This is a genomic window from Burkholderia lata (genome assembly GCF_902499335.1).
In the GTDB taxonomy this organism is placed as follows: domain Bacteria; phylum Pseudomonadota; class Gammaproteobacteria; order Burkholderiales; family Burkholderiaceae; genus Burkholderia; species Burkholderia lata_B.
In genome coordinates, this window is the sequence record NZ_CABVQK010000020.1 from 118,920 (window position 1) to 144,282 (window position 25,363).

Here is a 25,363-nt window from a genome sequence, read left to right on the forward strand (position 1 = left end):
CGCCGCGCCAGCCGCGTGTCAGTGCTGCCCGAACAGCGTCGCGAGGCGTTCGACCGCTTCCTCGAGCCGCGAGTAGGCGGTCGCATAGGACAGCCGGATATAGTCGCGCGGTGCATGGACACCGAAGTCCATGCCGGGCACCAGCACGACTCCTGCGTCGTGCAGCATCGCCGTCGTGAGCGCGGCGCTGTCGCCGGCGGCCGGGTGGGCGACGCCGCCGCAGTGCGCATACACGTAGAACGCGCCGTCCGGCATCACGGGCACCGTGAAGCCGAGCCGTTCGAGCGCCGGTGCGATGAAGTCGCGGCGGCGCTTGAATTCGAGCCGGCGCGCTTCGTAGATGTCGAGTGCGGCCGGCTCGAAGCACGCGAGCGCCGCGTGCTGTGCGAGCGCGGACGGGCAGATGAACAGGTTCTGCGCCAGCTTTTCGAACGTGCCGACCAGCGCAGGCGGCACGACCAGCCAGCCGAGCCGCCAGCCCGTCATGCTGAAATACTTGGAGAAGCTGTTCACGGTGACGACGTCGTCGCCGAACGACAGCGCCGACACGGGCGCCGCGTCGTAGCTGAGCCCCTGGTAGATCTCGTCGACGATCGTGAAGCCGCCGCGTGCGCGCACGGCTTCGACGATCCGCTTCAGCTCGTCCGGTTCGAGCGACGTGCCGGTCGGGTTCGACGGCGAGGCGAGCAGCACGCCGCGCGTGCGGTCGCCCCAGCGCGTGCGGACGTCGTCCTCGGTGAGCTGGAAGCGCGCGTCCGGGCCGCTCGGCACGAGCACCGCGCGGCCTTCGGCCGCCGCGACGAAGTGCCGGTTGCACGGATACGACGGGTCGGGCATCAGCACCTCGTCGTCACGCCCGACGAGCGCGAGGCACGCGAGCAGCAGCGCGGCTGATGCGCCGGCCGTCACGACGATCCGTTCCGGACTGATCGTGAGGCCGTAGGCGCGCGCGTAGTGCGCGGCGATCGCCTCGCGCAGCGGTGCAATGCCGAGCGCGCTCGTATATTGCGTGACGCCGCGGCGCAGCGCGGCCGCGGCCGCTTCGACGACCGGCTCCGGCGCGGTGAAATCCGGCTCGCCGATGCCCATGTGGATAACATCGCGCCCGGAGGACTCGAGACGCTGTGCCTCCTTCATCAGTTCCATCACGTAGAAGGGCTGGATCGCGTCGACGCGTGCGGCGAGTCTGACGAGCGAATCGGTGGCGGTATTCATCGGGCGGGCAGGGCGAGGGAGGCGAGACAAAAGAAAAAACGGGCGCATGCGCGCCCGTTCCGGACCAACGGTATCAGCCGTTGCGGCGCGCCTGCGTTTCGGCGGGGCGCAGCTTCGCGGCGAGCTTGTCGAGCACGCCGTTCACGTACTTGTAGCCGTCGGAGCCGCCGAACGTCTTCGCGAGTTCGACAGCTTCGTTGATGATCACGCGGTACGGCGTTTCGACGTGGTGCGTGAGCTCGAACGTCGCGATCAGCAGCACGGCGCGTTCGACCGGCGACAGCTGGTCGATCGGGCGGTCGAGCGACGGCGTCAGTGCTTCGACGAGCGTGGCGTGCTCGCGGATCACGCCGTGCAGGATCGCGTCGAGCAGCTCCTTGTCAGCCTTGTCGTAACCGAGCGCGCCGCGCAGTTGCGCGTCGATCTCACCGGAGGACGCGTTCGACAGCAGCCACTGATACAGCCCCTGCGTCGCCAGCTCGCGCGATTGTCGGCGGGCGCTCTTCTTCATGCGCGCTCCTCTTCGTCGTCTTCGTCTTCCTCTTCGTCCTCGTCGTCATCGCCGAGCTGGTCGAGTGCCATCGTCAGGTTGGCCATCTCGACGGCGACGCGTGCGGCGTCACGACCCTTTTCGGTCATGCGCGCGACGGCCTGCTCGTCGTTTTCGGTCGTCAGGACCGCGTTCGCGATCGGCAGGTTGAAGTCGAGGCCGATGCGGGTGATGCCCGCGCCGCTCTCGTTCGACACGAGTTCGAAGTGGTAGGTCTCGCCGCGGATCACCGCGCCGAGCGCGATCAGCGCGTCGAACTGGCCGCTTTCCGCGAGTTTCTGCAGCGCGAGCGGGATTTCCAGCGCGCCGGGAACCGACACGAGCAGCACGTCTTCACCGGTGACGCCGAGGCGCTCCAGTTCCTCGACGCACGCGTCGGCGAGGCCGTTGCACACGGGCTCGTTGAAGCGCGATTGCACGATGCCGATACGCAGGCCGTCGCCTTCGAGATTCGGTTGGTATTGTCCGATTTCCATGATCTTGTCCGTGGTGTGGATGAACGGTTATTGGGCGAAAGCGCCGTGGCGGGTTACGCGTTGGACGCCGGGCAGGACTTGGCTTCGCCGCCGGGCATCGGAATGAAGCCCGTGACTTCCAGGCCGTAGCCGGACATGCTGCCCAGCTTGCGCGGATTCGACAGCACCTGCATCTTGCTGACGCCGACATCGCGCAGGATCTGTGCGCCGATGCCGAACGTCTTGAAATCAACCGGCCGGCGCTTCAGCGCAGCGGCCTTTTCTTCCTCGTCGAACGCCTTGAAGACGTCGATCAGGTGTTCCTTCGTGTCGCCGCAGTTGAGCAGCACGATCACGCCGAGGTCGCGCTCCGCGATCTCGCGCATCGCGGCGTCGAGCGTCCACGAGTGCGTCGACACGCCCGTCTCGAGCAGGTCGAGCACCGACAGCGGCTCGTGCACGCGCACCGGCGTATCGACGTCGGGCGACGGCGCACCGCGCACCAGCGCGATGTGCGGCGAGCCGCTCGGCTGGTCGCGGTACAGCACCGCGCGGAACGTGCCGTGCGCGGTCTGCATCGTGCGCTCGGCGATCCGCTCGATGATCGATTCGGTGCGGCTGCGGTACTGGATCAGGTCGGCGATCGTGCCGATCTTCAGGTTGTGTTCCTGCGCGAACTCGATCAGGTCGGGCAGGCGCGCCATCGTGCCGTCGTCCTTGATGATCTCGCAGATCACCGCGGCCGGCGTGAGGCCCGCGAGCGCGGTGAAGTCGCAACCCGCTTCGGTGTGGCCCGCACGCACGAGCACGCCGCCCGGCTGCGCCATGATCGGGAACACGTGGCCCGGCTGCACGATGTGCTCGGGGCGCACGTCGTGCGCGACCGCCGTGGCGATCGTGTGCGCACGGTCGGCGGCCGAGATGCCGGTCGTCACGCCTTCGGCCGCTTCGATGCTGACCGTGAAGGCGGTGCCGTACTGCGTGCCGTTGCGGTAGGTCATCAGCGGCAGGTGCAGCTGCTTGCAGCGTTCCTGCGTCAACGTCAGACAAACCAGGCCGCGGCCGAACTTGGCCATGAAGTTGATCGCTTCCGGCGTGACGAATTCGGCGGCGATCACGAGGTCGCCCTCGTTTTCGCGGTCTTCTTCGTCGACCAGGATCACCATCCGGCCGGCTTTCAGCTCGGCGATGATGTCGAGCGTGGAGGCGAGCGTCATAAGGGGGCGAGAAAGAGGAAAGTGCGTATTTTACGCCAGCCGGACGGCGTTTCGGCTGGCATGCGCCGCGCGCGGCCGGCAAGCGCTCCGGAAAGCGCCGTGGCCGGCCTGCGCGGCAGGTCTGGGCGGCTGTGGCGCGCAACCTGCACGCGGGTGCGGACGGTAGCAGGCCGGGCTTCGCCCGGCTGCGCGTCAGGCTTGCTGGTCGCGCCCGCCCAGGTAATCGAGCTTGCCGAGCTCGACGCCGCTGTGGCGCAGGATGTCGTACGCGGTCGTCACGTGGAAGAAGAAATTGGGCAGCACGAAATTCAGCAGGTACGACTGGCCGCTGAACTCGATCGGGCCGACGCGCATCTTCAGCACGATCTGGCGCGCCTCGCTGCCGTCGATCTGCGCGGCGTCGAAGCTTTTCAGGTAGTCGATCGTCTTCTGGATGCGGGCGTGCAGTTCGTCGAAGGTCTGCTCGACGTCCGGGTAGCTCGGGATCTCGACATCGGCGAGGCGCGCGGCGCAGCCCTTGGCCGTGTCGGTCGCGATGTAGACCTGGCGAACGAGCGGCAGCATGTCCGGGTACAGGCGGGCGCCGACGAACACCGACGGATCGATCTGCTTTTCGGCCGCGTGTGCCTGCGCCTTGCCGAGGATGTGCTGCAGGTTGGACAGGCCACGGATCAGCACGGGCACGGAAGCCTGATACATCGAGATGGACATGGGGACGACTCCTTGAGGAAGAGGGTGGCCGGTACGCGGTGCGCCGTGCGTTGCGGCGTTGAAACCGCTGTCGACGCATCTTAGCGCGGCGGCATGACCCATGCGCGTCGTTGGCCATTCGGCCGGGTGTCGGCTGTGCGACTGGCCAGTCGACGCGATGCAGTCGTCACGATTGCACCGGAATACCGGGCCTCACCGGCATCACGCGTCGATCCGTAAAAAGTCGTATCATGAAACACGAAACATGAAATATGAAGCAACGGAGACCCACATGATCGAACTCGACCGCGTCGCGTCGGCCGTCCTTGCCCGGCTGGCGTCCTTCGGCCAGGAAAACGATGCGCGGATGGACGACCGCAGCCGCAAGATGCTCAACCTCGAGCCGGCCACGGCCGAACTGCTGTACCTGCTCGTCACCGGCGCACGGCGCCGGCGCGTGCTCGAGATCGGCACGTCCAACGGCTATAGCGCGATCTGGCTCGCCCATGCCCTGCGCGAAACGGACGGGCAGCCGCTCGTTACCGTCGAGTACTCGCCCGACAAGGCCGAGCAGGCGAGGGCCAACCTGCGCGCGGCGTCGCTGCAGGATTGGGCGCAGGTGATCGAAGGCGATGCGACGCAGGTCTGCGCGGCCGCGACGGGCCCGTTCGACTGCGTGTTCTTCGACGCCGACCGGGTGAGCGCGCCGCAGCAGCTCGCGCACCTGTTGCCGAAGCTGACGGCCGACGCGCTGCTCGTCGCGGACAACGCGTTGTCCCATCCGGACGAAATCGCCGGCTATCTCGCCGCGGTCGACGCATCGAGGCAGTTCGACACGACGATCGTGCCGGTCGGCAAGGGGCTCCACATCGCACGTCGCCGGCGGTTCGCATGACGCGGGCCACACTCGAACGCACGACACTGGGGCGCGACGCGTACGGGGCGATCCGCGAGATGCTGGTCGACGAAGCGCGCTTCGCGGCAGGCGAGAAGATCAGCATCGAGGCGCTGTCGCGCGATCTCGGCATCAGCCGCTCTCCAGTGTGGGCAGCGGTCTCGCGCCTGGAAGCCGAGGGGTTGCTGCAGGTCGTGCCGCGCCAGGGCGTGTTCGTCATCGCGTTCGACCGTGCGCGGATCGTGGCCGTCTTCGAGGCGCGGGAGGCGCTCGAGGGCATGGCCGCGCGCCTGGCGGCCCAGCGCATGACGCCCGACGATCACGCGGCGCTGGACGAAGCGTTGACGCGCCAGGCAACCGCGGTCGACACGCGCGACGGCGATGCCTACCGCATCGCCAACCTCGACTTTCACCACGGGCTGCTTGCCACCGCACGCAACACGACGATCGAGACGTCGCTCAGGGCGCTGTATGCGCAGGTGCAGACGATGTGTTCGGGCGGCGCGAGTCCGATGGGCGATTGGGTACGACTGGGCGGGAATGTTGCCGAACACCGGCAGGTGTTCGACATGATCGCGAAGGGCGATGCGGAAGGTGCGGAGCGCGCGGCACGCGAGCATGTGCGGCAGTTGCTCGGGACGATTCTGGCGCGCGCGGGAGGGGAGGAGGCAGAGGCGTGATCGCCTGCGGGCGATGGCGCGAAGGATGGAGAAAAGCGGCGGCCGACCGTGCTTCGGGGGCCGCCCGCGCGATCAGTCCTGATGCACGCCCTGTGACGTCGACAGCATTCGCTCGACGTATCGCGCAATCATGTCGACCTCGAGATTGACCTTGTCGCCGGCCTTCACGTGGCGAAGCGTCGTGACCTCGACCGTATGCGGAATCAGGTTGATCGAGAACTCGCAGCCGTCCGCGCGATCGTCGATCGTGTTGACGGTCAGGCTCACGCCGTTGACCGTGATCGACCCCTTGTACGCGAGATAGCGGCCGAGCTCGCGCGGCGCGACGATGCGCAGTTCGTGCGACTCGCCGACCGGCGCGAAGCGCGACACGGTGCCGAGGCCGTCCACGTGACCCGACACGATGTGCCCGCCGAGGCGGTCGTGCGCGCGCAACGCCTTCTCGAGGTTCACGTCGCCGGGTGCCGCGAGGCCGACCGTGCGGTTCAGGCTTTCGCGCGACACGTCGACGTCGAACGACGCGTCGGTCTTTTCGATCACCGTCATGCACGCGCCCTGGATCGCGATGCTGTCGCCGAGCGCCACATCGGCGAGATCGAGCTCGCCGGCCAGCACGGTGAGACGCACGCCGGCATCGGCCGACGCGCCGAGCGGCTGGATCGATTCGATACGGCCGACCGCCGCGACAATTCCGGTAAACATCGTGACGATCCCGTTCAGTGAGTGGCGTCGGGCGGCGTGAAGCGCGCGAGGATCCGCAGGTCGTCGCCGACCCGCTCGAACCCGTGGAACGACAGCCGCGTGCGCGCCTCGAGGCTCGCCGGCGCCGCGAGGTCGAACATGCCGGCCGCATCGGCGCCCAGCAGGCTCGGCGCGAGGTAGACGAGCAATTCGTCGACGCACTGCTCGCGCAGCAGCGAGCCGTTCAGCTTGTGGCCGGCCTCGACGTGCAATTCGTTGACGCCGCGCGCGCCGAGCGCCGCCAGCATCGCGGGCAGGTCGACCTTGCCGAGCGCATTCGCGAGCGGCACGATTTCCGCGCCGCGTGACTTCAGCACGTTCGCGCGCACTTCGCCGGCGGCGTCGAGCCGGCCGCAGAAGATCAGCAGCGGCGCGCCTTCGAGCAGCCGCGCGTCGAGCGGCAGGTCGAGGCGGCTGTCCACCAGGATGCGCTGCGGCTGGCGCGGCGTATCGATGCCGCGCACGGTCAGCAGCGGGTTGTCTTCACGCACGGTGCCGATGCCGGTGAGGATCGCGCAGGCGCGCGCACGCCACGCGTGCCCGTCGAGGCGCGCGGCCTCGCCGGTGATCCACTGGCTTTCGCCGGACGGCAGCGCGGTGCGGCCGTCGAGCGACGCGGCGGTCTTCATCCGCACCCACGGGCGGCCGCGCGTCATCCGCGACACGAAGCCGATGTTCAGCTCGCCCGCTTCATGCGCGAGCAGCCCGCAGCGCACGTCGATGCCCGCGTCGCGCAGCATCCCGAGGCCGCGCCCCGATACCTGCGGGTTCGGGTCTTCCATCGCGGCGACGACCTTCGCGACGCGCGCGTCGATCAGCGCATTCGCGCACGGCGGCGTGCGGCCGAAATGGCTGCACGGTTCGAGCGTCACGTAGACGGTCGAACCGGCGACGTCGTAGCCGCGTGCACGTGCGTCCTTCAGCGCCTGCACTTCCGCGTGATCCTGGCCGGCCGGCTGCGTGAAGCCTTCGCCGATCACGTCGCCGTCCTTGACGATCACGCAGCCGACACGCGGGTTCGGCGCCGTCGTATACATGCCGCGCGCGGCGAGCGTGAGCGCGCGCTGCATGTGGGCGAAATCGATATCCGAGAACATGCGCGCGGACCCGGGTCAGGCAGCGAGTGCCGCGAAGGCGCGGCGTGCGGCCGCGAGCGTCGCGTCGATCACCGCGTCGTCGTGCGTGCTCGACACGAAGCCGGCCTCGTACGCGGACGGTGCGAAATACACGCCTTCGTCGAGCATCAGGTGGAAGAAGCGGTTGAAGCGCTCGGTGTCGCTCTTCGTCACTTCGGCGAAGCTGGTCGGCACGCGTTCGGCGAAGTAGAGACCGAACATCGCGCCGATCGAGTCGGCCGCGAACGGCACGCCGGCCGCGCGCGCTTCGGCCGCGAGGCCGTCGGCGAGGCGCTTCGTCTGCGCGGCGAGCGCGTCGTAGAAGCCGGGCGCCTGGATCAGCTGCAGCGTCTTCAGGCCCGCGGCGACCGCGATCGGGTTGCCCGACAGCGTGCCGGCCTGGTAGACGCCGCCGAGCGGCGCGAGGTGGGCCATGATGTCGCGGCGGCCGCCGAACGCGGCAGCCGGCATCCCGCCGCCGATCACCTTGCCGAGGCAGGTGAGGTCGGCCGTGATCCCGTAGTACGCCTGCGCGCCGCCGAGCGCGACGCGGAACCCGCACATCACTTCGTCGAAGATCAGCACGGCGCCGTGCTTCGTGCACAGCGCGCGCAGCGCGTTCAGGAATTCGGGCGTGCCGCGCACGAGGTTCATGTTGCCCGCGACCGGCTCGACGATCACGGCGGCGATTTCGTCGCCGAACGCGCCGAATGCTTCTTCGAGCGCGGCGACGTTGTTGTATTCGAGGACGGTCGTGTGCTTCGCGATGTCCGCAGGCACGCCGGCCGACGTCGGGTTGCCGAACGTCAGCAGGCCCGAGCCGGCCTTCACGAGCAGGCTGTCCGCGTGGCCGTGGTAGCAGCCTTCGAACTTGACGATGCGGCTGCGGCCCGTGAAGCCGCGCGCGAGACGCAGCGCGCTCATCGTGGCCTCGGTGCCGCTCGACACCATCCGCACCTGTTCGATCGACGGCACGAGCTTGCAGATTTCCTCGGCGATCTCGATCTCGGCTTCGGTCGGCGCGCCGAACGAGAAGCCGTCGGCAAGTACATTCTGCACGGCCGACAGCACTTCCGGATGGACGTGGCCGACGATCATCGGGCCCCACGAGCCGATGTAGTCGATGTACTGCTTGCCGTCGGCATCCCAGAAATACGGACCTTGCGCGCGCGCGACGAAGCGCGGCGTGCCGCCGACCGAACGGAATGCGCGCACCGGCGAGTTGACGCCGCCGGGAATGGTCTTCTGGGCGCGTTCGAAGAGGATCTGATTGTTGGACATGGACGAAACCTGCGAGAGAAGGGCGCGGGGGCCTGTGCACGGGCCGCGGCGCCTGGGCGGAACGATCGTCTGATTGTACCGGAGACGCGCGCGGCGGGCCCGCGGCGCGGTCTGCGGCCTTTCGGCGCGTGAGGGATGGCGCGGGCCGGGAAGGAGGAGGGGCGATTCGGCCCCGTTATCGACCCGGCAACGGTGGCGGCTTGCGCTTGCCGGTCAGCTCGGCCCAGCGCTTCTCGAGCGGGCCTTCGACCATCGGCTTGATCACCGTGCCCGAGCTTTGCGCGTCCCAGGTCTGCACCGAGTACGGATGGACGCGCAGCGCGTCGCGCGTGATCACGACGTCCTGGTGCGCGTCGACCAGCCAGTCGTACACGAAGTCGATGCACAGCCGGTAGCCGCGCTTCGTCGCCGGATCGGGCACCTCGTACGGCGCGCGCGTCACGTAGCCGGAACCGAACACGCCCTTGGGCTCCTTCGCGACGCGATGCAGGAACACGCGGTCGCCCGGCAGGATGCCGCGCGCGAAGCCGCAGCCCCACACGTCATGCACGGCCTCGCCGGCCTTCACGCGCGCGGCGACGTCGGGCAGTTCGGGCCACGGCCATTTCTTGGGGCTCCAGATCAACAGGAAAGCGGTCATCGGTTCGATCGTGTGTCGTATTGGTCAGACAAGAGGGGCGAGGAGCTGCAAGCTTAATCGAATCTCCGCGCTCGATCCCGTGTGGCGGGCGCCGCGCCGGTACTTTTCGGCCCGCCGTGCACTGGAGCCGTCAGCACGCAAAAAAGTTGCGCGTACAATCATGGGCCTGGGCGCGCCGTTCGCGACGCGGCCTCCCGTCTTCACCGCCACGCGCGCCCTGATGCGCGCGGGCTCCATTCCGGATACCCATGTCTCACGTCATCCGACGCCGGCCAGATGCCCGGCTGATCCTGTTGCTCGGCGCGCTCGCCGCCTGCGGGCCGATCGCTACCGACATGTACCTGCCGAGCCTGCCGTCGATCGCCGACGGCTTCTCCGTCAGCCCCGGCGCCGCGCAGCGCACGCTCACGAGCTTCATGGCCGGCTTCTCGGTCGGCATGCTGCTGTACGGCCCGCTGTCCGACACGTGGGGCCGACGCCCCGTGCTGCTCGGCGGCATCGCGCTGTTCACGCTTGCGAGTATCGGCTGCTTCGTGTCGACCTCGATCGACATGCTGATCATCGTGCGCTTCCTGCAGGCGCTCGGCGCGGGCGCCGCGTCGGTGCTGTCGCGTGCGATCGCGCGTGATGCGCACGAGCCGACCGACGCGGCGAAGGTGCTGTCGATGGTCGCGATCGTTACCGCGGTCGGGCCATTGCTCGCGCCGCTGATCGGCGGACAGATCCTGCGGTTCTCCGGCTGGCGCGGCGTGTTCGTCGTGCTGGCCGTGTTCGGCGCGGTGTGCGCGGCGACCGCGTACCTGCGTGTGCCCGAAACCTGGCCGAAGGAGCGGCGCAAGAGCGCGGCCGTGCTCGCGTCGTTCGCGTCGTACGGGCGCATCCTGTCCGATCCGGTCGCATGGGGGCACATGCTGTGCGGCGGGATGGCATTTGCGTCGATGTTCTCGTACATCACCGCCACACCGTTCGTGTACATCGAGTATTTCCATGTGTCGCCGCAGCACTACGGGCTGCTGTTCGGCCTGAACGTCGTCGGCATCATGATCGGCAACTTCGCGAACACGCGGCTCGTCGGCCGCATCGGTTCGCTGCGCATCATCGCGGCCGCGTCGCTCGTGAGCTGCATCGCATCGCTTGCGGTCGCGCTCGTCGCGCTGACGGGGTGGGGCGGGCTGTGGTCGATCGTCGTGTGCCTGTTCTTCGTCGTCGGCGTGGTCGGGATCCTGTCCGCGAACTGCACGACCGACCTCATGCATCGCTATCCGCACAACGCGGGCGCGTCGGCGGCCGTGTTCGGCGCGATGCAGCTGGCGCTCGGCGCGCTCGCGAGCGTCGCGATCGGCGCACTCGCGGACGGCACGCCGTTCGCGATGGGCGTGACGATCGGCGTGTCGGGCGTGCTGTGCTTCGCCGGACGCTACCTGGTGTTGCGCTGGCACGGCCGGCCCGTGCCAGCGGGCGCCTGACCGCCAGCCCGGCGGCAGAACGAAAAACGCCACCGCGCGCGAAGCGCCGGTGGCGTTTTTCATTGGGACGCGGGAAGCGGCCGACGCCGCGCCGCGCGTCAATCCCGCGCGACGTCCTTCGCCGCCGGCGATGCGCCGTGGCTCAGCCAGTCGAGCACGTCGGCCGTTTCGTCGTCGTTCGCGCGCGCCTTCGCTTGCGCGACGGCCTCGGGCACCTCGCCGTTCGTCGACGCACGGCGGATCGCGACGCCGACCGCGAGGATGTCGATCATCAGCAGATGCAGGATCCGCGAGATCATCGACAGCTGCGACTCGCGCATCTCGATGTGGTCGGTTTCGAGCGCGACGGTCGCACGCTTCGCGAGCGGCGTGTTGCTCGACGTGATCGCGATCACCTTCGCGCCGGCCTGCATCGCGACGTCGAGCACGCGCAGCAGCTCGGGCGCGCGCCCCGACTTCGACACCGCGACGATCACGTCGCCCTTGCCGAGCAGCGCGGCCGACGCGGCCTGCATGTACAGGTCGCCGTACGCGATCGTCGGGATCCCGAAGCGGAAGAACTTGTAATGCGCGTCCTGCGCGACGATGTTCGAGTTGCCGAGCCCGTAGAACTCGATGCGACGCGCGCCGTTCAGGATTTCGATCGCGTTCTCGACGTGCTCGAAATTCAGGTGCTCGCGCAGCTGCAGGATCGCGGACACCGTGTTGTCGAGCACCTTCGCGCCGAAGTCGGTGGCCGTGTCGCCGAGATGCACCTGGCTGTGGCTCATCGGGATCGTGCCGGTGAGGCCGGTGGCGAGCTTCAGCTTGAAGTCCGACAGCCCCTGGCAGCCGAGCGAGCGGCAGAATCGGATCACCGTCGGCTGGCTCACGTCGGCCTTGCGCGCGATGTCGACGATCGGGTCGTTGATGATCGAGCGCGGATGATTCAGCGCGAGATCGGCGACGCGGCGCTCGGCCGGCGTCAGTGCGTCGCGCATCTGGCGGATCCGTTCGAACACCGCCGACGACGCACCGCCCGAGCGGTTCGACAACTGCTCCGCGAGGATCGCCGACACGCCGAGGAACGCCGGGTATTCGGCGGTGATCAGGTAGGTCGGGATGTTCTCGAGGTAGTGCGTGAAGCGGCCCTTCGCCTCGAAGCGCGCGCGGAACGACGAGCGCGTGAACAGTTCGCCGAGCTTCAGCGCGACACCGCCGCCGATGTACACGCCGCCAAGCGCGCCGAGCGTCAGCGCGACGCTGCCCGCGAACGCGCCGAGAATCCCGCAGAAGCACTCGACCGTCTCGAGCGCGAGCGCGTCGCCCGCATGTGCGCGTTCGACGATCTCGACCGTGTCGACGGTCGCGGCGACTCGCTTCTTGTCGCGCGCGGCGAGCGCGCGATAGATGATCTCCATGCCGGGCCCCGCGCACACGCGTTCGAACGACACGTGCGGAAACTTCTTGCGCGCGTACTGCAGCACCAGGTCCTCGCGCTCGTCCTGCGGCGCGAACGACGCGTGGCCGCCTTCGCTGCCGAGCGCGATCCAGCGATCGTCGGCCGGAATCAGCCCCGACACGCCGAGCCCGGTGCCGGGCCCGAGCAGCCCGATCACGCTGTTCTGACGGCGCGTGCCGCCGCCGACCTGCACGCGCTGCGCGTCGGTCAGGCCCGGCAGCGCCATGGCGAGCGCGGTGAAATCGTTGACGACGAGCAGCGTGTCGAAGCCGAGCGCACGGCGCGTCGCCTCGATCGAGAAGCTCCAGTCGTGGTTGGTCATCGTGACCTGGTCGCCGTCGACCGGATTGGCGATCGCGATCGCCGCGTGATTCACGCGGCTGATCTTCACGTCCTTCAGGTATTTGCGGATCGCGTCGGTGAGCGTCGGATAGTCGGCGCCGGGATACACGCGGATCTGCGTGATGTCGCCCGGGCCGATTTCCAGCGCGAAGCGCGCGTTGGTGCCGCCGACGTCCGCGAGCAGGCGCGGACCGTCGGCATGCTGGCGTGCGACGGCCGCCTTACTTTGCGCACCAGTAGACATCGAGCTGGGTCCCCTTGTCGTTGGCCAGTTGGGAAATCGCGTTCTTCTGCAGCGATGCGGCCGCGGCATCGAGCACCGCGCGCTTGCGTTCGCCCGCGATCAGAAGGAACAGCCGGTCGACGCGCTTGAGCGCATCGAGCGAGAAGCTCACGCGCGCATGCGGCGCGGCGCCGGGATGGACGGCGACGAAACGCTCGGGCGTCGCGATCGCGTGATCCCATTCGGGCGCATCGGCGAAGATCGACGCGGTATGGCCGTCCTCGCCCATGCCGAGCACCGCGACGCTCGGTACGCGGTAGTCGGCGTTCGCGTTCAGCGCGGCGACGTGCGCGTCGAGCGCGGCGCGCGTGTCGACGAGCGGCAGGAAGCGGGCAGGGGCTGCTGCATGCTGCAGCAGCGTGTCGCGCACGAGGTGCGCGTTGCTGGCTGCGTCGTCCTCCGGCACCCAGCGGTCGTCGACCAGCGTCACGTCGACGCCGGCCCAGTCGAGCGCCGCGTGCGACAGCGTTTGCAGGAACGGGCGCGGGCTCGTGCCGCCGGACACCGCGAGCGTCGGGCGCGCTGGGCCGGCGAGCGCGGCGCGCAGCGCATCGCCGACGGCGCGCGCGAGCGCTTCGCTTTGCGCTTCCTGGGTGTCGAAAGCGTGAATCTCGATCACATCTCCTCCGGACTGCTTTGTCTGTTCAAATCGTACGAATCGTGGGGCACGTTGCCGCGTACGGTGGCGTGCGCGGCAACGGTTTGCATCAGTTCTCTTCTTCGAGCCAGCAGGTGTCGTGCTGCGCGAGCATCGCGCTCGCCGCGGCCGGCCCCCACGTGCCCGCCGCGTACGGCTTCGGCGGCTTCAGCGTGCGTGCCCATTCGTTCAGGATAGGCTCGACCCAGCGCCATGCGGCTTCCTGTTCGTCGCGGCGCACGAAGAGGGCGAGACGACCGTTGATCACGTCGAGCAGCAGGCGCTGGTACGCCTCCATCTGCCCCTCCTTGAAGAACTGGTCGAACGCGAGGTCGAGGTGCACGCTCGCGAGGTTCATCCCTTCGCCCGGCTGCTTCGCGAGGCAGTACAGGCGGATCGTCTCGTTCGGCTGCAGCCGGATCACGAGGCGGTTCGAGCCGGGGCGCAGCGCGGTGGGCCCGAGCGCCGAATGCGGTACCGGGCGGAAATTGACGACGATCTCCGCGACGCGATCGGCAAGTCGCTTGCCGGTGCGCAGGAAGAACGGCACGCCGGCCCAGCGCCAGTTCTCGATCTCGACCTTCAATGCAACGAAGGTTTCGGTCTGGCTGTCGGGCTTCACGCCCGGCTCGGTCGCATAGGCCGGCACCTGAGCACCCTTGATCACGCCCGCATGATACTGGCCGCGCACGGCAACCTTGCCGATGTCGCGCGAATCGACCGGCTTCAGCGCGCGCAGTACGCGCAGCTTCTCGTCGCGCACCGAATCCGAATCCATCGAATGCGGCGGCTCCATCGCGACGATCGACAGCAGCTGCAGCAGGTGGTTCTGCACCATGTCGCGCAGCGCGCCCGTATTGTCGTAGAAATCGCCGCGCGCCTCGACGCCGAGCTCCTCGGCGATCGTGATCTGGATGCTCTCGACCCATTCGCGGCGCCACAGCGGCTCGAACAGCGCATTGCCGAAGCGCAGCGCGAGCAGGTTCTGCACGGGTTCCTTGCCGAGGTAGTGGTCGATCCGGTAGATCTGGCCTTCCGCGAAGATTTCGCCGACCGCGTCGTTGATCGCATTCGACGACTTCAGGTCGTAGCCGAGCGGCTTCTCGAGCACGATGCGCGAGCCTTCGCTCAGGCCGACCGACGCGAGCGCCTTGCAGATCGGCACGAACAGCGACGGGCCCGTCGCCAGATAGAACACGCGGATGCCGGGCAGCGATGCGACCGCGTCGCGCAGCACGACGTAGTCTTCCGCGCGGCCGAGATCGAGGTGCACGTACTCGATGCGATCGAGGAAGGACTTCCACGCAGCTTCGTCGAACGCCTTGCCGGCGGCCTTGGCCGCGTGCGGCTTCACATGCGTGTCGACCCATTCGAGATAGGACGCCCGATCCGATTCATGACGCGCCACGGCAACGATCCGGCCGCTCTCCGCCAGCATGTTCGCACGGTGCGCTTCGAACAGCGCGGGCAGGATCTTGCGCATCGACAGATCGCCGGTGCCGCCGAAAAGTACGAAGGTAAAGCTGGAATCGGTATGCATGTGTCTCCGCCGGGTTGGGGTGCTGGGAAGCGATCCGTAGTGCGATAAAAATATTTTTGACACTGAATTGTAGTTTAACTACAATCCGCCGCAAGGGGTAGCACCTGGGTGAAGAAAAAAAGAAGTGCGGTCGATGAACTGCGCGAGCTTCGCCTTCGGGAACGCCTTGTGCCGAATGTTATCGGACATTGACGGCGCGCATCGTCAGCGCGACGTCGGCCCCGGGCTCGCGCCGCATCATCGCGGCGGGCCAGAAACACAAAGAGGAGACACGCCGTTGAATCTCGATTCACGCTTTCTGTAAGAGCCCGGCCGGTCATCGGCCCCGTACGCTGCATGCGTCCCGCGGCTCGATTTCCCCGTCGTTATCAAGAAGCCGGTTCCCGGTCAGGGAACCTCACGAGTTGATTCAGTCTGGAGGAGATAAGTAATGAAAGTTCGCTCGATCATGGGTGCGCTCTGCGCGGCAGGTTTGATGGCTGGCGCCGTGGCGGCGCAGGCAGCCGAGAATGTGACGGTGCTGCACTGGTGGACCTCGGGTGGCGAGTCGAAGGCCGTCGGCGTGCTGAAGGACGACGTGCAGAAGCAGGGCTACGTGTGGAAGGACTTCGCGGTCGCGGGCGGCGCCGGCGCCGCGGCGATGACCGCGCTGAAGACCAAGGTGATCAGCGGCGACGCTCCGTCGGCCGCGCAGATCAAGGGCCCGCTGATCCAGGACTGGGCCGACCAGGGCGTGCTCGTCAACATCGATTCCGCTGCCGGCGACTGGAAGCAGAACCTGCCGCCGGAAATCGACAAGATCATCAAGTACAAGGGCCACACCGTCGCGGCGCCGTTCTCGGTGCACCGCGTGAACTGGCTGTACATCAACAAGGCCGCGCTCGACAAGGTCGGCGCGAAGGTGCCGACCACTTGGCCTGAATTTTTCGCGGTGGCCGACAAGCTGAAGGCCGCGGGCATCCAGCCGGTCGCGATGGGCGGCCAGCCGTGGCAGGACCTGACGTTGTGGGAAGACGTCGTGCTGTCGCAGGGCCCGGCGTTCTACAAGAAGGCGCTGGTCGACCTCGACCAGGCGACGCTGACGTCGCCGCAGATGCTGTCCGTGTTCGACACGGTGCGCAAGATCCAGGGCTACTTCGATACCGGCCGTAACGGCCGCGACTGGAACCTCGCGACCGCGATGGTGATCAACGGCAAGGCCGGCATGCAGTTCATGGGCGACTGGGCGAAGGGCGAGTTCGAGAACGCCGGCAAGAAGGCGGGCAAGGACTACATCTGCGCGGCGGTGCCGGGCACGGCGAATTCGTACACGTTCAACGTCGATTCGTTCGTGTTCTTCCAGCAGAAGGGCGAGAAGGCCGCGACGCTGGGCCAGCTCGCGCTCGCGAAGACGATCATGACGCCGGACTTCCAGGAGCAGTTCAGCCTGCTGAAGGGTTCGGTGCCGGTACGCCTCGGCGTGAAGATGGACAAGTTCGACGACTGCGCGAAGAAGTCGTATGCCGACGAGCAGACCGCGATCAAGTCGGGCGGCTTCGTGCCGTCGCTCGCGCACGGGATGGCGCAGAGCGATGCGACCGCCGGCGCGATCACGGACGTCGTGACGAAGTTCATGAACTCGCAGCAGGATTCGAAGAGCGCGGTCGCCGCGCTCGCGAAGGCCGCGAAGGTCAAGTAACGCGCGACAGGCGCCCGGCCGGAAGCGCTTCATCGGCCGGGCGTTTTTGCATGTGCAGCAAACGGGCTCGCCCGCGGGCTCGTGCCGTATCTGGCGCCGGCCCGGCCTGCGTCGCCCTCGTTCCAGGAGTCGAATCAAGTGGCTGCCCCTCTTAGCGGAAACGGATCCGGCGCTGCCGCCGCACGGCGTACGTCGCCGATGTCGGCCTTCGCCGATCGCTGGATCCCGAAGCTCGTGCTTGCGCCGAGCGTCGCGATCGCCGTGGTGTTCATCTACGGCTTCATCCTGATTACCGGCTATCTGTCGCTGACCAATTCGCGGCTGTTGCCAAACTACGAATTCGACGGCTTCGGCCGTTACACGGACCTGTTCCAGAACGACGTGTGGTGGACCTCCGCCGCGAACCTCGGCTGGTTCGGGATTCCGTTCATCGCGATCTGCGTCGCGCTCGGGCTGTTCCTCGCGATCCTGCTCGACCAGCGGATCCGCAACGAAGGCGCGCTGCGCGCGGTCTTCCTGTATCCGATGGCGCTGTCGTTCATCGTCACCGGCACCGCGTGGCAGTGGATCCTGAACCCGGGCCTCGGCCTCGAGAAGGTGATGCACGACTGGGGCTGGGCGAGCTTCTCGTTCGACTGGCTCGGCGATCCGGACAAGGCGATCTTCTGCGTGGTGATCGCGGCCGTGTGGCAGTCGACCGGCTTCGTGATGGCGCTGTTCCTCGCGGGGCTGCGCGGTGTCGACGCGGAGATCTTCAAGGCCGCGCAGGTGGACGGCGCGACGCTGCCGACCATCTACCGCAAGATCGTGATCCCGAGCATGCGCCCGGTGTTCTTCTCGGTGCTGCTGATCCTCTGCCACATCACGATCAAGACCTTCGACCTCGTCGTCGCGCTGACGGCGGGCGGCCCGGGCACGTCGTCGTCGCTGCCGGCCATGTTCATGTACACGTTTTCGTTCAACCGCGGCCAGCTCGGGCTCGGCGCGGCGTCCTCGGTGATGATGCTCGCGACCGTGGTCGCGGTGCTGGTGCCGCTGATGTATATGGAATCGAGGAGCACCCGCAATGCAGCCTAAGATGACGATCAGCCGGGCAGTGATCTATGCGGCACTGATCCTGTTCGCGCTGTATTTCCTGTTCCCGATCTACGTGATGCTGTCGACGTCGTTCAAGGATCTCGACCAGCTGCGCACCGGCAACCTGCTGACGCCGCCCACCACGTGGACCATCGATCCGTGGGTGAAGGCGTGGAGCGGCGCGTGTACCGGCGTGCGTTGCGACGGGATGAAGCCGTTCTTCCTGAACTCGCTGCAGATGGTGATCCCGGCCGTGCTGATCTCGTCGCTGATCGGTGCGTTCAACGGCTACGTGCTCACGCACTGGCGCTTTCGCGGCGCCGACGCGCTGTTCACGATGATGCTGGTCGGCTGCTTCATCCCGTTCCAGGTGATCCTGCTGCCGATGGCGCGCCTGCAGGGGATGCTGGGCCTCGCCAACACGATTCCGGGCCTCGTGTTCGTGCACGTCGTGTACGGCATCGCGTTCACGACGATGTTCTTCCGCAACTTCTACGTGAGCGTGCCGGCCGAGCTCGTGAAGGCCGCGCGCATCGACGGCGCCGGCTTCTTCACGATCTTCACGAAGATCCTGCTGCCGGTGTCGCTGCCGATCTTCATGGTGTGCCTGATCTGGCAATTCACGCAGATCTGGAACGACTTCCTGTTCGGGATCGTGTTCTCCGGCGTCGATTCGATGCCGATCACGGTTGCGCTGAACAACCTCGTCAACACGTCGACGGGCGTGAAGGAATACAACGTCGACATGGCCGGCGCGATCATCGCCGCGCTGCCGACGCTGCTCGTCTACATCGTCGCCGGCCGCTACTTCGTGCGCGGGCTGACGGCGGGCGCGGTGAAGGGGTAAGCGCGGCTTCATCCGATACGACGAACCGGCCGCGCATCGCGCGCGGCGCATCGAAACGAACCCGACGCGGCGCCGGAGTGCGCCGCGCGAGACGAGACAGAGGATTCACAGCATGGCAAGCCTTTCCATCCGTGACGTGTACAAGACCTACCCGAACGGGGTGCCGGTCCTGAAGGGTGTCGACATCGAGATCGAGGACGGACAGTTCCTGATCCTGGTCGGCGGGTCGGGCTGCGGGAAGTCGACGCTGCTCAACATGATCGCCGGGCTCGAGACCGTGACGAGCGGCGAGATCTGCATCGACGGCAAGGTCGTCAACGACCTGTCGCCGAAGGATCGCGACATCGCGATGGTGTTCCAGTCGTACGCGCTGTATCCGTCGATGACGGTGCGCGAGAACATCTCGTTCGGCCTGAACATCCGCAAGGTGCCGAAGAGCGAACAGCAGCAGATCGTCGACCGCGTGTCGCAGATGCTGCAGATCCAGCACCTGCTCGACCGCAAGCCGGGCCAGCTGTCGGGTGGCCAGCGCCAGCGTGTCGCGATGGGCCGTGCGCTCGCGCGCGATCCGTCGCTGTTCCTGTTCGACGAGCCGCTGTCGAACCTCGACGCGAAGCTGCGCATCGAGATGCGCGCGGAAATCAAGCTGCTGCACCAGCGCCTCGGCACGACGATCGTCTACGTGACGCACGACCAGATCGAGGCGATGACGCTCGGCGACCGGATCGCGGTGATGAAGGATGGCGTCGTCCAGCAATTCGGCGCGCCGCAGGAAATCTACGATTCGCCGTCGAACCTGTTCGTCGCGGGCTTCATCGGCGCGCCGCCGATGAACTTCATCAACGGCAAGCTGGTCGAGCAGGGCAGCGGGATCGCGCTCGAAGTCGACACGGGCGTCAAGCGCGGCGCGCTGAACCTGCCGTTCGATGCGGCGAAGCTGAAGTCGCACGTCGGCCGCGAGGTGATCCTCGGCCTGCGTCCGGAGCGCATCACCGACGTGCGCCACGCGCACAACGGCGACGCGTCGCACCTGCAACCGTTCGACGTGCGCGTCGACGTGACCGAGCCGACCGGGCCGGACACGCACGTGTTCGCGCAGGTGAACGGCAAGCGCATCGTGAGCCGCGTGCATCCGGCCGCGAACCCGCAGCCCGACCAGACGCTGTCGCTGCTGTTCGATGTGTCGAAGGTGGTGCTGTTCGATCCGGCGTCGGAAGAGCGGATCGCGTGACGGCGCGCGCGCGTTGAGGGAGGCAAAAAGGGGTCGTCTTCGGACGGCCCCTTTATTTTGGCGTGACGGTCGATGCCGCGGCGGCGCTCAGTGCGGCAGCCGCACGTCGAACTTGAACGTCGCGAGCCGTGCGACGAGGATGAAGCCGGTCGCGAGCAGCACGCTGTACACCGAGTCGAACTGCAGCCACACCAGTAGCAGGTAGAACCAGCAACCGGCGAAGGCACAGGTCGCGTACGGCCGCGAATCGCGCAGGATCAGCGGGATGTCGTTGCACAGCACGTCGCGAATGATCCCGCCGACCACGCCCGTGATCACGCCCATCATCACCGCGATGAAGCGCGGCATCTCGGCATCGAGCGCGATCGCCGTGCCCGAAATGCTGAAGATCCCGAGCCCGATCGCATCGGCGACGAGCAGCAACCGCTCGGCCGACAGCCGCGACAGCATCCGCAGCACGAACGGCGCGAACAGCGCGAGCACGAAGATCGCGATCACGTAGTCGTCGTGCACGACCCAGTAGAACGGCCGGCGCTCGAGCAGGATGTCGCGCAGCGTGCCGCCGCCGAACGCGGTGGCGAGCGCGACGACGAACGTGCCGACCGAGTCGAGGCGGTTCTTGCGCGCCTCGATGAAGCCCGAGATCGCAAAGGCCAGCGTGGCGATCGCCTCCAGTACCGCGATCGCGAGCGTCAGCCTAGGATGCGGCACGCGGCCCCCGGTCGCCGGGCGCCGCGAACGGTTGCAGCAGCACCAGCACCGCGCCCGCGCCGCCGTCGTTGCCACGGGCCTCGCAGAACGCGATCACTTCTTCCTTCTGCACGAGCCACGCGCGCACCTTGCCTTTCAGCACGGGTTCCTTGCCGATCGAGCCGAGCCCCTTGCCGTGGATCACGCGCAGGCAGCGCAGCCCCTTCTTGCCGGCTTCGCGGATGAACTCGGCGAGCGCATCGCGTGCCTCGTCGCGCCGCATCCCGTGCAGGTCGATCTGCGCCTGCACGATCCACGCGCCGCTGCGCAGCTTGCGCACGACGTCGCGGCTGATGCCGGGGCGGTGGTAGTACAGCGAGTCGTCGCTGTCGAGCAGCGTCTCGGGATCGAATTCGTCGGACAGCGTCGCGTTCAGCACGGCTTCCTCGTCGCGCTGCGTCTGCTTCGGCACCGGGTCGGGCGGCGTGCGGCCGGCCGTCGCGCGCGGCGGCGCCTTGAGCGGCTGGATTGTGCCGACCTCGTTGCGGAACACGTTCGCGTCGGCTTCCGCCTTGCGCTCGGCCTTGGCGGTTTCGACGCGGTTGCGCTCGCGGCGCTCGGCTTCGCCCTTCAGGTTCGCGCGTAGCGCGCCGAGGCCGGCGAGCCCCTGGCCGCGCAACGCGGCGGGATCGGGCGCGGGTGCCGGCGCGGCGGGCGCGGGGTTCGCGGGACGGGCGGCGATCTGCCGCTTCGCGGGATCGCTGGGATGGGGCTGGTTCTTCGCCATGATTCGGTACGCAGGGCAGGCGCGTTCGGGCGCGCGGGCAAAAAAAAGCCGCTGCACGGCGGCAGCGGCTTGTCCGGCAAGACCCGCTTCGCGGCAGCGGACGCCATTGTAGCGCCCGGCGCGACAGGTCTCGCGGCTTACTTCTTGTCGTGCAGGCTTTCGAGGTAGCGCTGCGCGTCGAGCGCGGCCATGCAGCCCGTGCCCGCGCTGGTGATCGCCTGGCGGTACACGTTGTCCTGCACGTCGCCCGCGGCGAACACGCCAGCGACGCTCGTCGACGTCGCGTTGCCGTGCAGGCCGCTCTTCGTCAGGATGTAGCCGTCCTTCATCTCGAGCTGGCCCTGGAACAGGTCGGTGTTCGGCTTGTGGCCGATCGCGACGAACACGCCCTGCACGTTGAGGTCTTCCGTTGCGCCGGTCTTCACGTTCTTGATGCGCAGGCCGGTGACGCCCGAATCCTCGCCGGTCACTTCGTCGAGCACGTGATCCCACTTGATCACGACGGCGCCTTCCTTTTCCTTCTCCAGCAGGCGGTCGATCAGGATCGGCTCCGCGCGGAACTTGTCGCGGCGGTGGATCACCGTGACCTTCTTCGCGATGCCCGTCAGGTAGAGCGCTTCCTCGACGGCCGTGTTGCCGCCGCCGATCACCGCGACTTCCTGGCCGCGATAGAAGAAGCCGTCGCAGGTCGCGCAGGCCGACACGCCCTTGCCCATGAACGCTTCCTCGGACGGCAGGCCGAGATACTGCGCGGACGCGCCGGTCGAGATGATCAGCGAATCGCACGTGTATTCGCCCGAGTCGCCGATCAGGCGGATCGGCTGCTCGTGCAGCTTCGCGGTGTGGATGTGGTCGAAGATGATTTCGGTGTTGAAGCGCTCGGCGTGCTCGAGGAAGCGCGCCATCAGCTCCGGACCCTGCACGCCTTTCGCGTCTGCCGGCCAGTTTTCGACGTCGGTCGTGGTCATCAGCTGGCCGCCCTGCGCGATGCCGGTGATCAGCACCGGGGACAGGTTGGCGCGTGCCGCGTAGACGGCAGCCGTGTAGCCGGCGGGGCCGGAACCGAGAATCAGGACTTTGGCGTGTTTGGGCGTGGACATGTGCGAATCCGTAAAAGGCGGCCGCGGCGGGCGGGGTAGGGCTCGCCGTACGATCCGGGTTGACCGGGATGCCGTCATAGATGGGTATCAGACGCGCATTATAAAGGCCCCGTTGCTGCGGTGCCGAACGAGAGTTTCAATCGAGGCGATAGTGTCGCGCGGCGCAACGGCCGCGCACGCGGGGTGGGCGGGGCGCGCGGCGGCGCGTTGCCGCACGGGGGCTATGGGTCGGGACGCAGGCTCGGGGCGGCGCGGCAGCGGTGCTCGGCGCCGAGCCGGACCGGGGCAAAAGGGCCGCAGCGGAGCATTTCCGCCGGGCCGGCCGTACCCCGGCCCTGTTATGTAACCGTCATTTACACTTGGCGGCCCGGTGCAGCGTTTACAATAAGCGGGATCGAACGACAGGCGGGCGCACGGCCCGTCCTCTTTATACGGATTCATGGCAAAAGCTCCTTATTCCGCCCAGGCACAGGCGTTGCCGCACCGGATGTCGAAGCTCCTCACGGAGATCCGCTGGATTCTCCAGGTCGCGCTCTGCGCATTTCTGGTGATGGCCCTGCTGAGCTACAGCCGGCGCGATCCGAGCTGGACGCACGCCGCCCAGGTGGACCACATCACGAACTGGGCCGGCCGCGTCGGCGCCTGGACGGCCGACATCATCCTGCTGCTGTTCGGCCTGTCGGCCTACTGGCTGATCGTGCCGCTCGCGCGGCGCATCGCCGTCAACTATCGCCGCATCACGCGCCACGAGGCGGTCTCGGACGAACCCGAGCGGCCGATCGGCTGGCTCACCGAAATCCTCGCGTTCGTGCTCGTCGTGCTGGCGTGCGACGGCATCGAGGCGCTGCGCATGTGGTCGCTGAAGGTGCAGTTGCCGCGAGCGCCGGGCGGCGTCGTCGGCGAGGCCGTCGCGGGCGCGATGTCGCACGCGTTCGGCTTCACGGGCGGCACGCTGCTGCTGCTGATCGCGCTGGCGATCGGCCTGTCGCTGTATTTCCGCTTCTCGTGGCTGTCGGTCGCCGAGCGCGTCGGCGGCGGGATCCTGTCCGCCGTCAACGTCGCGAAGCTGCGCCGCGAGGCGGAGCGCGACCGCAAGCTCGGCGAGGCAGCGGCCGTGCGCCGCGAAGGCAAGGTCGAAGAGGAGCGCGTGCGCATCGAGGATCACGAGCCGGTGACGATCGTGCCGCCGGTCGTCACGCCGGCGAAGTCCGAGCGCGTCGAGCGCGAGCGCCAGGTGCCGCTCTTCACCGACCTGCCGGGCGATTCGACGCTGCCGGCGGTATCGCTGCTCGATCCCGCGCCGAAGGCGCAGGAGGCGATTTCCGCCGACACGCTCGAATTCACGTCGCGCCTGATCGAGAAGAAGCTGAAGGACTTTGGCGTCGAGGCGAGCGTCGTCGCCGCGTATCCGGGCCCGGTCGTCACGCGCTACGAGATCGAGCCGGCCACCGGCGTGAAGGGCAGCCAGATCGTCAACCTCGCGAAGGATCTCGCGCGCTCGCTGTCGCTCGTGTCGATCCGCGTCGTCGAGACGATTCCCGGCAAGAATTACATGGCGCTCGAACTGCCGAACCAGCGCCGCCAGACGGTGCACCTGTCCGAGATCATCGGTTCCGAGGTGTACGCGGCCGCGTCGTCGGCGCTGACGCTGAGCCTCGGCAAGGACATCGGCGGCAAGCCGGTTTGCGCGGATCTCGCGAAGATGCCTCACCTGCTGGTGGCCGGCACGACCGGTTCCGGCAAGTCGGTCGGGATCAACGCGATGATCCTGTCGCTGCTGTACAAGGCGACCGCCGAGCAGGTGCGCCTGATCCTGATCGATCCGAAGATGCTCGAAATGAGCGTCTACGAAGGCATTCCGCACCTGCTGTGCCCGGTCGTCACCGACATGCGCCAGGCCGGCAACGCGCTGAACTGGACGGTTGCGGAGATGGAGCGCCGCTACAAGCTGATGAGCAAGCTCGGCGTGCGCAACCTCGCGGGCTACAACAACAAGATCGACGAGGCCGCGAAGCGCGAGGAGAAGCTGCCGAATCCGTTCAGCCTGACGCCGGAAGATCCTGAGCCGCTCGGCCGACTGCCGAACATCGTCGTGGTGATCGACGAACTGGCCGACCTGATGATGGTCGTCGGCAAGAAGGTCGAGGAACTGATTGCACGGATCGCGCAGAAGGCGCGCGCGGCTGGCATCCACCTGATCCTCGCGACGCAGCGTCCGTCGGTCGACGTGATCACGGGCTTGATCAAGGCCAACGTGCCGACCCGGATCGCGTTCCAGGTGTCGTCGAAGATCGACTCGCGCACGATTCTCGACCAGATGGGCGCCGAATCGCTGCTCGGGATGGGCGACATGCTGTACCTCGCGCCGGGCACCGGGCTGCCGGTGCGCGTGCACGGCGCGTTCGTCGCCGACGACGAAGTGCATCGCGTCGTCGAGAAGCTCAAGGAGCAGGGCGAGCCGAACTACATCGAGGGCCTGCTCGAAGGCGGCACCGCCGACGGCGACGAGGGCTCTGCCGGCGCGGGAACCGGCGAAGGCGGCGAGGAGTCTGATCCGCTGTACGACCAGGCGGTCGAGATCGTCATCAAGAACCGCCGCGCGTCGATCTCGCTCGTGCAGCGCCATCTGCGGATCGGCTACAACCGCGCGGCGCGGCTGCTCGAGCAGATGGAGCAGTCGGGGCTCGTGTCGGCGATGTCGTCGAGCGGCAACCGCGAAATTCTTGTGCCGGCGCGCGACGCGGAATGAGTCCGCGGCGCTCGCA

23 protein-coding genes are annotated in these 25,363 nt (G+C 67.6%); 8 read left to right on the forward strand and 15 right to left on the reverse strand.

The genetic code is table 11. The annotated features are described in order from the left end of the window. Positions 1-18 precede the first annotated feature (18 nt). From BCO18175_RS36520 to BCO18175_RS36540, 5 genes are all read right to left on the reverse strand, one after another. Complete coding sequence (locus BCO18175_RS36520) at positions 19-1,215, reverse strand: pyridoxal phosphate-dependent aminotransferase (RefSeq protein WP_174988323.1); 1,197 nt, start codon at positions 1,213-1,215, stop codon at positions 19-21. Positions 1,216-1,288: 73 nt separating this feature from the next. Then, a complete protein-coding gene (gene nusB / locus BCO18175_RS36525; protein WP_021157083.1) occupies positions 1,289-1,726 on the reverse strand; it encodes a transcription antitermination factor NusB in 438 nt (145 codons plus the stop codon). Beyond that, positions 1,723-2,241 (reverse strand): 6,7-dimethyl-8-ribityllumazine synthase, encoded by a 519-nt coding sequence (ribH, locus tag BCO18175_RS36530; protein ID WP_011351235.1) that lies wholly within the window; start codon positions 2,239-2,241, stop codon positions 1,723-1,725. Before ribH ends, nusB begins: the two co-directional genes overlap by 4 nt. A 53-nt stretch (positions 2,242-2,294) precedes the next feature. After that, positions 2,295-3,437, reverse strand: coding sequence for a bifunctional 3,4-dihydroxy-2-butanone-4-phosphate synthase/GTP cyclohydrolase II (ribBA, locus tag BCO18175_RS36535; protein WP_174988326.1), 1,143 nt, complete (start codon positions 3,435-3,437; stop codon positions 2,295-2,297). A 192-nt stretch (positions 3,438-3,629) separates the two neighbouring features. Continuing rightward, on the reverse strand, positions 3,630-4,148 hold the full coding sequence (locus tag BCO18175_RS36540; RefSeq protein ID WP_174988329.1) for a DUF1993 domain-containing protein: 519 nt from the start codon (positions 4,146-4,148) through the stop codon (positions 3,630-3,632). Positions 4,149-4,419: 271 nt separating this feature from the next. Between BCO18175_RS36540 and BCO18175_RS36545 the strand changes: the two genes are divergently transcribed. Beyond that, positions 4,420-5,022: an O-methyltransferase gene (locus tag BCO18175_RS36545; RefSeq protein ID WP_174988332.1), complete on the forward strand. Its 603-nt coding sequence runs from the start codon at positions 4,420-4,422 to the stop codon at positions 5,020-5,022. Next, positions 5,019-5,702, forward strand: coding sequence for a GntR family transcriptional regulator (locus BCO18175_RS36550; protein ID WP_174988334.1), 684 nt, complete (start codon positions 5,019-5,021; stop codon positions 5,700-5,702). Before BCO18175_RS36545 ends, BCO18175_RS36550 begins: the two co-directional genes overlap by 4 nt. Positions 5,703-5,774: 72 nt before the next feature. Here the strand turns inward: BCO18175_RS36550 and BCO18175_RS36555 are convergent, their stop codons facing one another. From BCO18175_RS36555 to BCO18175_RS36570, 4 genes are all read right to left on the reverse strand, one after another. Next, on the reverse strand, positions 5,775-6,404 hold the full coding sequence (locus tag BCO18175_RS36555) for a riboflavin synthase (RefSeq protein WP_174988337.1): 630 nt from the start codon (positions 6,402-6,404) through the stop codon (positions 5,775-5,777). Positions 6,405-6,418: 14 nt separating this feature from the next. Continuing rightward, positions 6,419-7,540 carry a bifunctional diaminohydroxyphosphoribosylaminopyrimidine deaminase/5-amino-6-(5-phosphoribosylamino)uracil reductase RibD gene (ribD, locus tag BCO18175_RS36560; RefSeq protein WP_174988340.1) on the reverse strand — a complete coding sequence of 374 codons (1,122 nt, stop codon included), beginning with the start codon at positions 7,538-7,540 and terminating at the stop codon, positions 6,419-6,421. A 15-nt stretch (positions 7,541-7,555) separates the two neighbouring features. Then, positions 7,556-8,839 (reverse strand): glutamate-1-semialdehyde 2,1-aminomutase, encoded by a 1,284-nt coding sequence (gene hemL, locus BCO18175_RS36565; protein WP_124545215.1) that lies wholly within the window; start codon positions 8,837-8,839, stop codon positions 7,556-7,558. Between the two features lie 175 nt (positions 8,840-9,014). Beyond that, on the reverse strand, positions 9,015-9,479 hold the full coding sequence (locus BCO18175_RS36570; protein ID WP_174988343.1) for a hypothetical protein: 465 nt from the start codon (positions 9,477-9,479) through the stop codon (positions 9,015-9,017). A gap of 248 nt (positions 9,480-9,727) precedes the next feature. Here BCO18175_RS36570 and BCO18175_RS36575 point away from each other — a divergent pair, with 248 nt between their 5' ends. Next, entirely contained in the window at positions 9,728-10,945 is a 1,218-nt protein-coding gene (locus tag BCO18175_RS36575) for a Bcr/CflA family multidrug efflux MFS transporter (RefSeq protein WP_174988346.1), read from the forward strand. A 98-nt stretch (positions 10,946-11,043) separates the two neighbouring features. Here BCO18175_RS36575 and BCO18175_RS36580 read toward each other — a convergent pair whose 3' ends face one another. From BCO18175_RS36580 to zwf, 3 genes are all read right to left on the reverse strand, one after another. After that, on the reverse strand, positions 11,044-12,972 hold the full coding sequence (locus tag BCO18175_RS36580) for a bifunctional transcriptional regulator/glucokinase (protein WP_174988349.1): 1,929 nt from the start codon (positions 12,970-12,972) through the stop codon (positions 11,044-11,046). Then, the gene (gene pgl, locus BCO18175_RS36585) at positions 12,950-13,630 is read right to left on the reverse strand and encodes a 6-phosphogluconolactonase (protein ID WP_174918259.1); all 681 of its coding nucleotides are present in this window, start codon (positions 13,628-13,630) and stop codon (positions 12,950-12,952) included. Before pgl ends, BCO18175_RS36580 begins: the two co-directional genes overlap by 23 nt. A gap of 88 nt (positions 13,631-13,718) precedes the next feature. Beyond that, a complete protein-coding gene (zwf, locus tag BCO18175_RS36590) occupies positions 13,719-15,188 on the reverse strand; it encodes a glucose-6-phosphate dehydrogenase (protein ID WP_174988352.1) in 1,470 nt (489 codons plus the stop codon). 430 nt (positions 15,189-15,618) lie between these two features. Here zwf and BCO18175_RS36595 point away from each other — a divergent pair, with 430 nt between their 5' ends. From BCO18175_RS36595 to BCO18175_RS36610, 4 genes are all read left to right on the forward strand, one after another. Next, positions 15,619-16,866: an ABC transporter substrate-binding protein gene (locus tag BCO18175_RS36595; RefSeq protein WP_174988355.1), complete on the forward strand. Its 1,248-nt coding sequence runs from the start codon at positions 15,619-15,621 to the stop codon at positions 16,864-16,866. 138 nt (positions 16,867-17,004) lie between these two features. After that, entirely contained in the window at positions 17,005-17,943 is a 939-nt protein-coding gene (locus BCO18175_RS36600; RefSeq protein ID WP_122944702.1) for a carbohydrate ABC transporter permease, read from the forward strand. Then, entirely contained in the window at positions 17,933-18,790 is an 858-nt protein-coding gene (locus BCO18175_RS36605) for a carbohydrate ABC transporter permease (RefSeq protein WP_043181722.1), read from the forward strand. Before BCO18175_RS36600 ends, BCO18175_RS36605 begins: the two co-directional genes overlap by 11 nt. A 112-nt stretch (positions 18,791-18,902) precedes the next feature. Next, on the forward strand, positions 18,903-20,021 hold the full coding sequence (locus tag BCO18175_RS36610; protein WP_174988357.1) for an ABC transporter ATP-binding protein: 1,119 nt from the start codon (positions 18,903-18,905) through the stop codon (positions 20,019-20,021). 87 nt (positions 20,022-20,108) lie between these two features. Here the strand turns inward: BCO18175_RS36610 and BCO18175_RS36615 are convergent, their stop codons facing one another. From BCO18175_RS36615 to trxB, 3 genes are all read right to left on the reverse strand, one after another. After that, a complete protein-coding gene (locus tag BCO18175_RS36615) occupies positions 20,109-20,732 on the reverse strand; it encodes a trimeric intracellular cation channel family protein (protein ID WP_174918261.1) in 624 nt (207 codons plus the stop codon). Continuing rightward, complete coding sequence (locus BCO18175_RS36620; RefSeq protein ID WP_174968516.1) at positions 20,719-21,498, reverse strand: Smr/MutS family protein; 780 nt, start codon at positions 21,496-21,498, stop codon at positions 20,719-20,721. Before BCO18175_RS36620 ends, BCO18175_RS36615 begins: the two co-directional genes overlap by 14 nt. A 137-nt stretch (positions 21,499-21,635) precedes the next feature. Further along, positions 21,636-22,598: a thioredoxin-disulfide reductase gene (gene trxB, locus BCO18175_RS36625; RefSeq protein ID WP_174968517.1), complete on the reverse strand. Its 963-nt coding sequence runs from the start codon at positions 22,596-22,598 to the stop codon at positions 21,636-21,638. 439 nt (positions 22,599-23,037) lie between these two features. On the opposite strand from trxB, the gene BCO18175_RS36630 reads away from it, so the two are divergent. Beyond that, positions 23,038-25,347 (forward strand): DNA translocase FtsK, encoded by a 2,310-nt coding sequence (locus BCO18175_RS36630; RefSeq protein WP_174988359.1) that lies wholly within the window; start codon positions 23,038-23,040, stop codon positions 25,345-25,347. Positions 25,348-25,363: the final 16 nt, after the last annotated feature.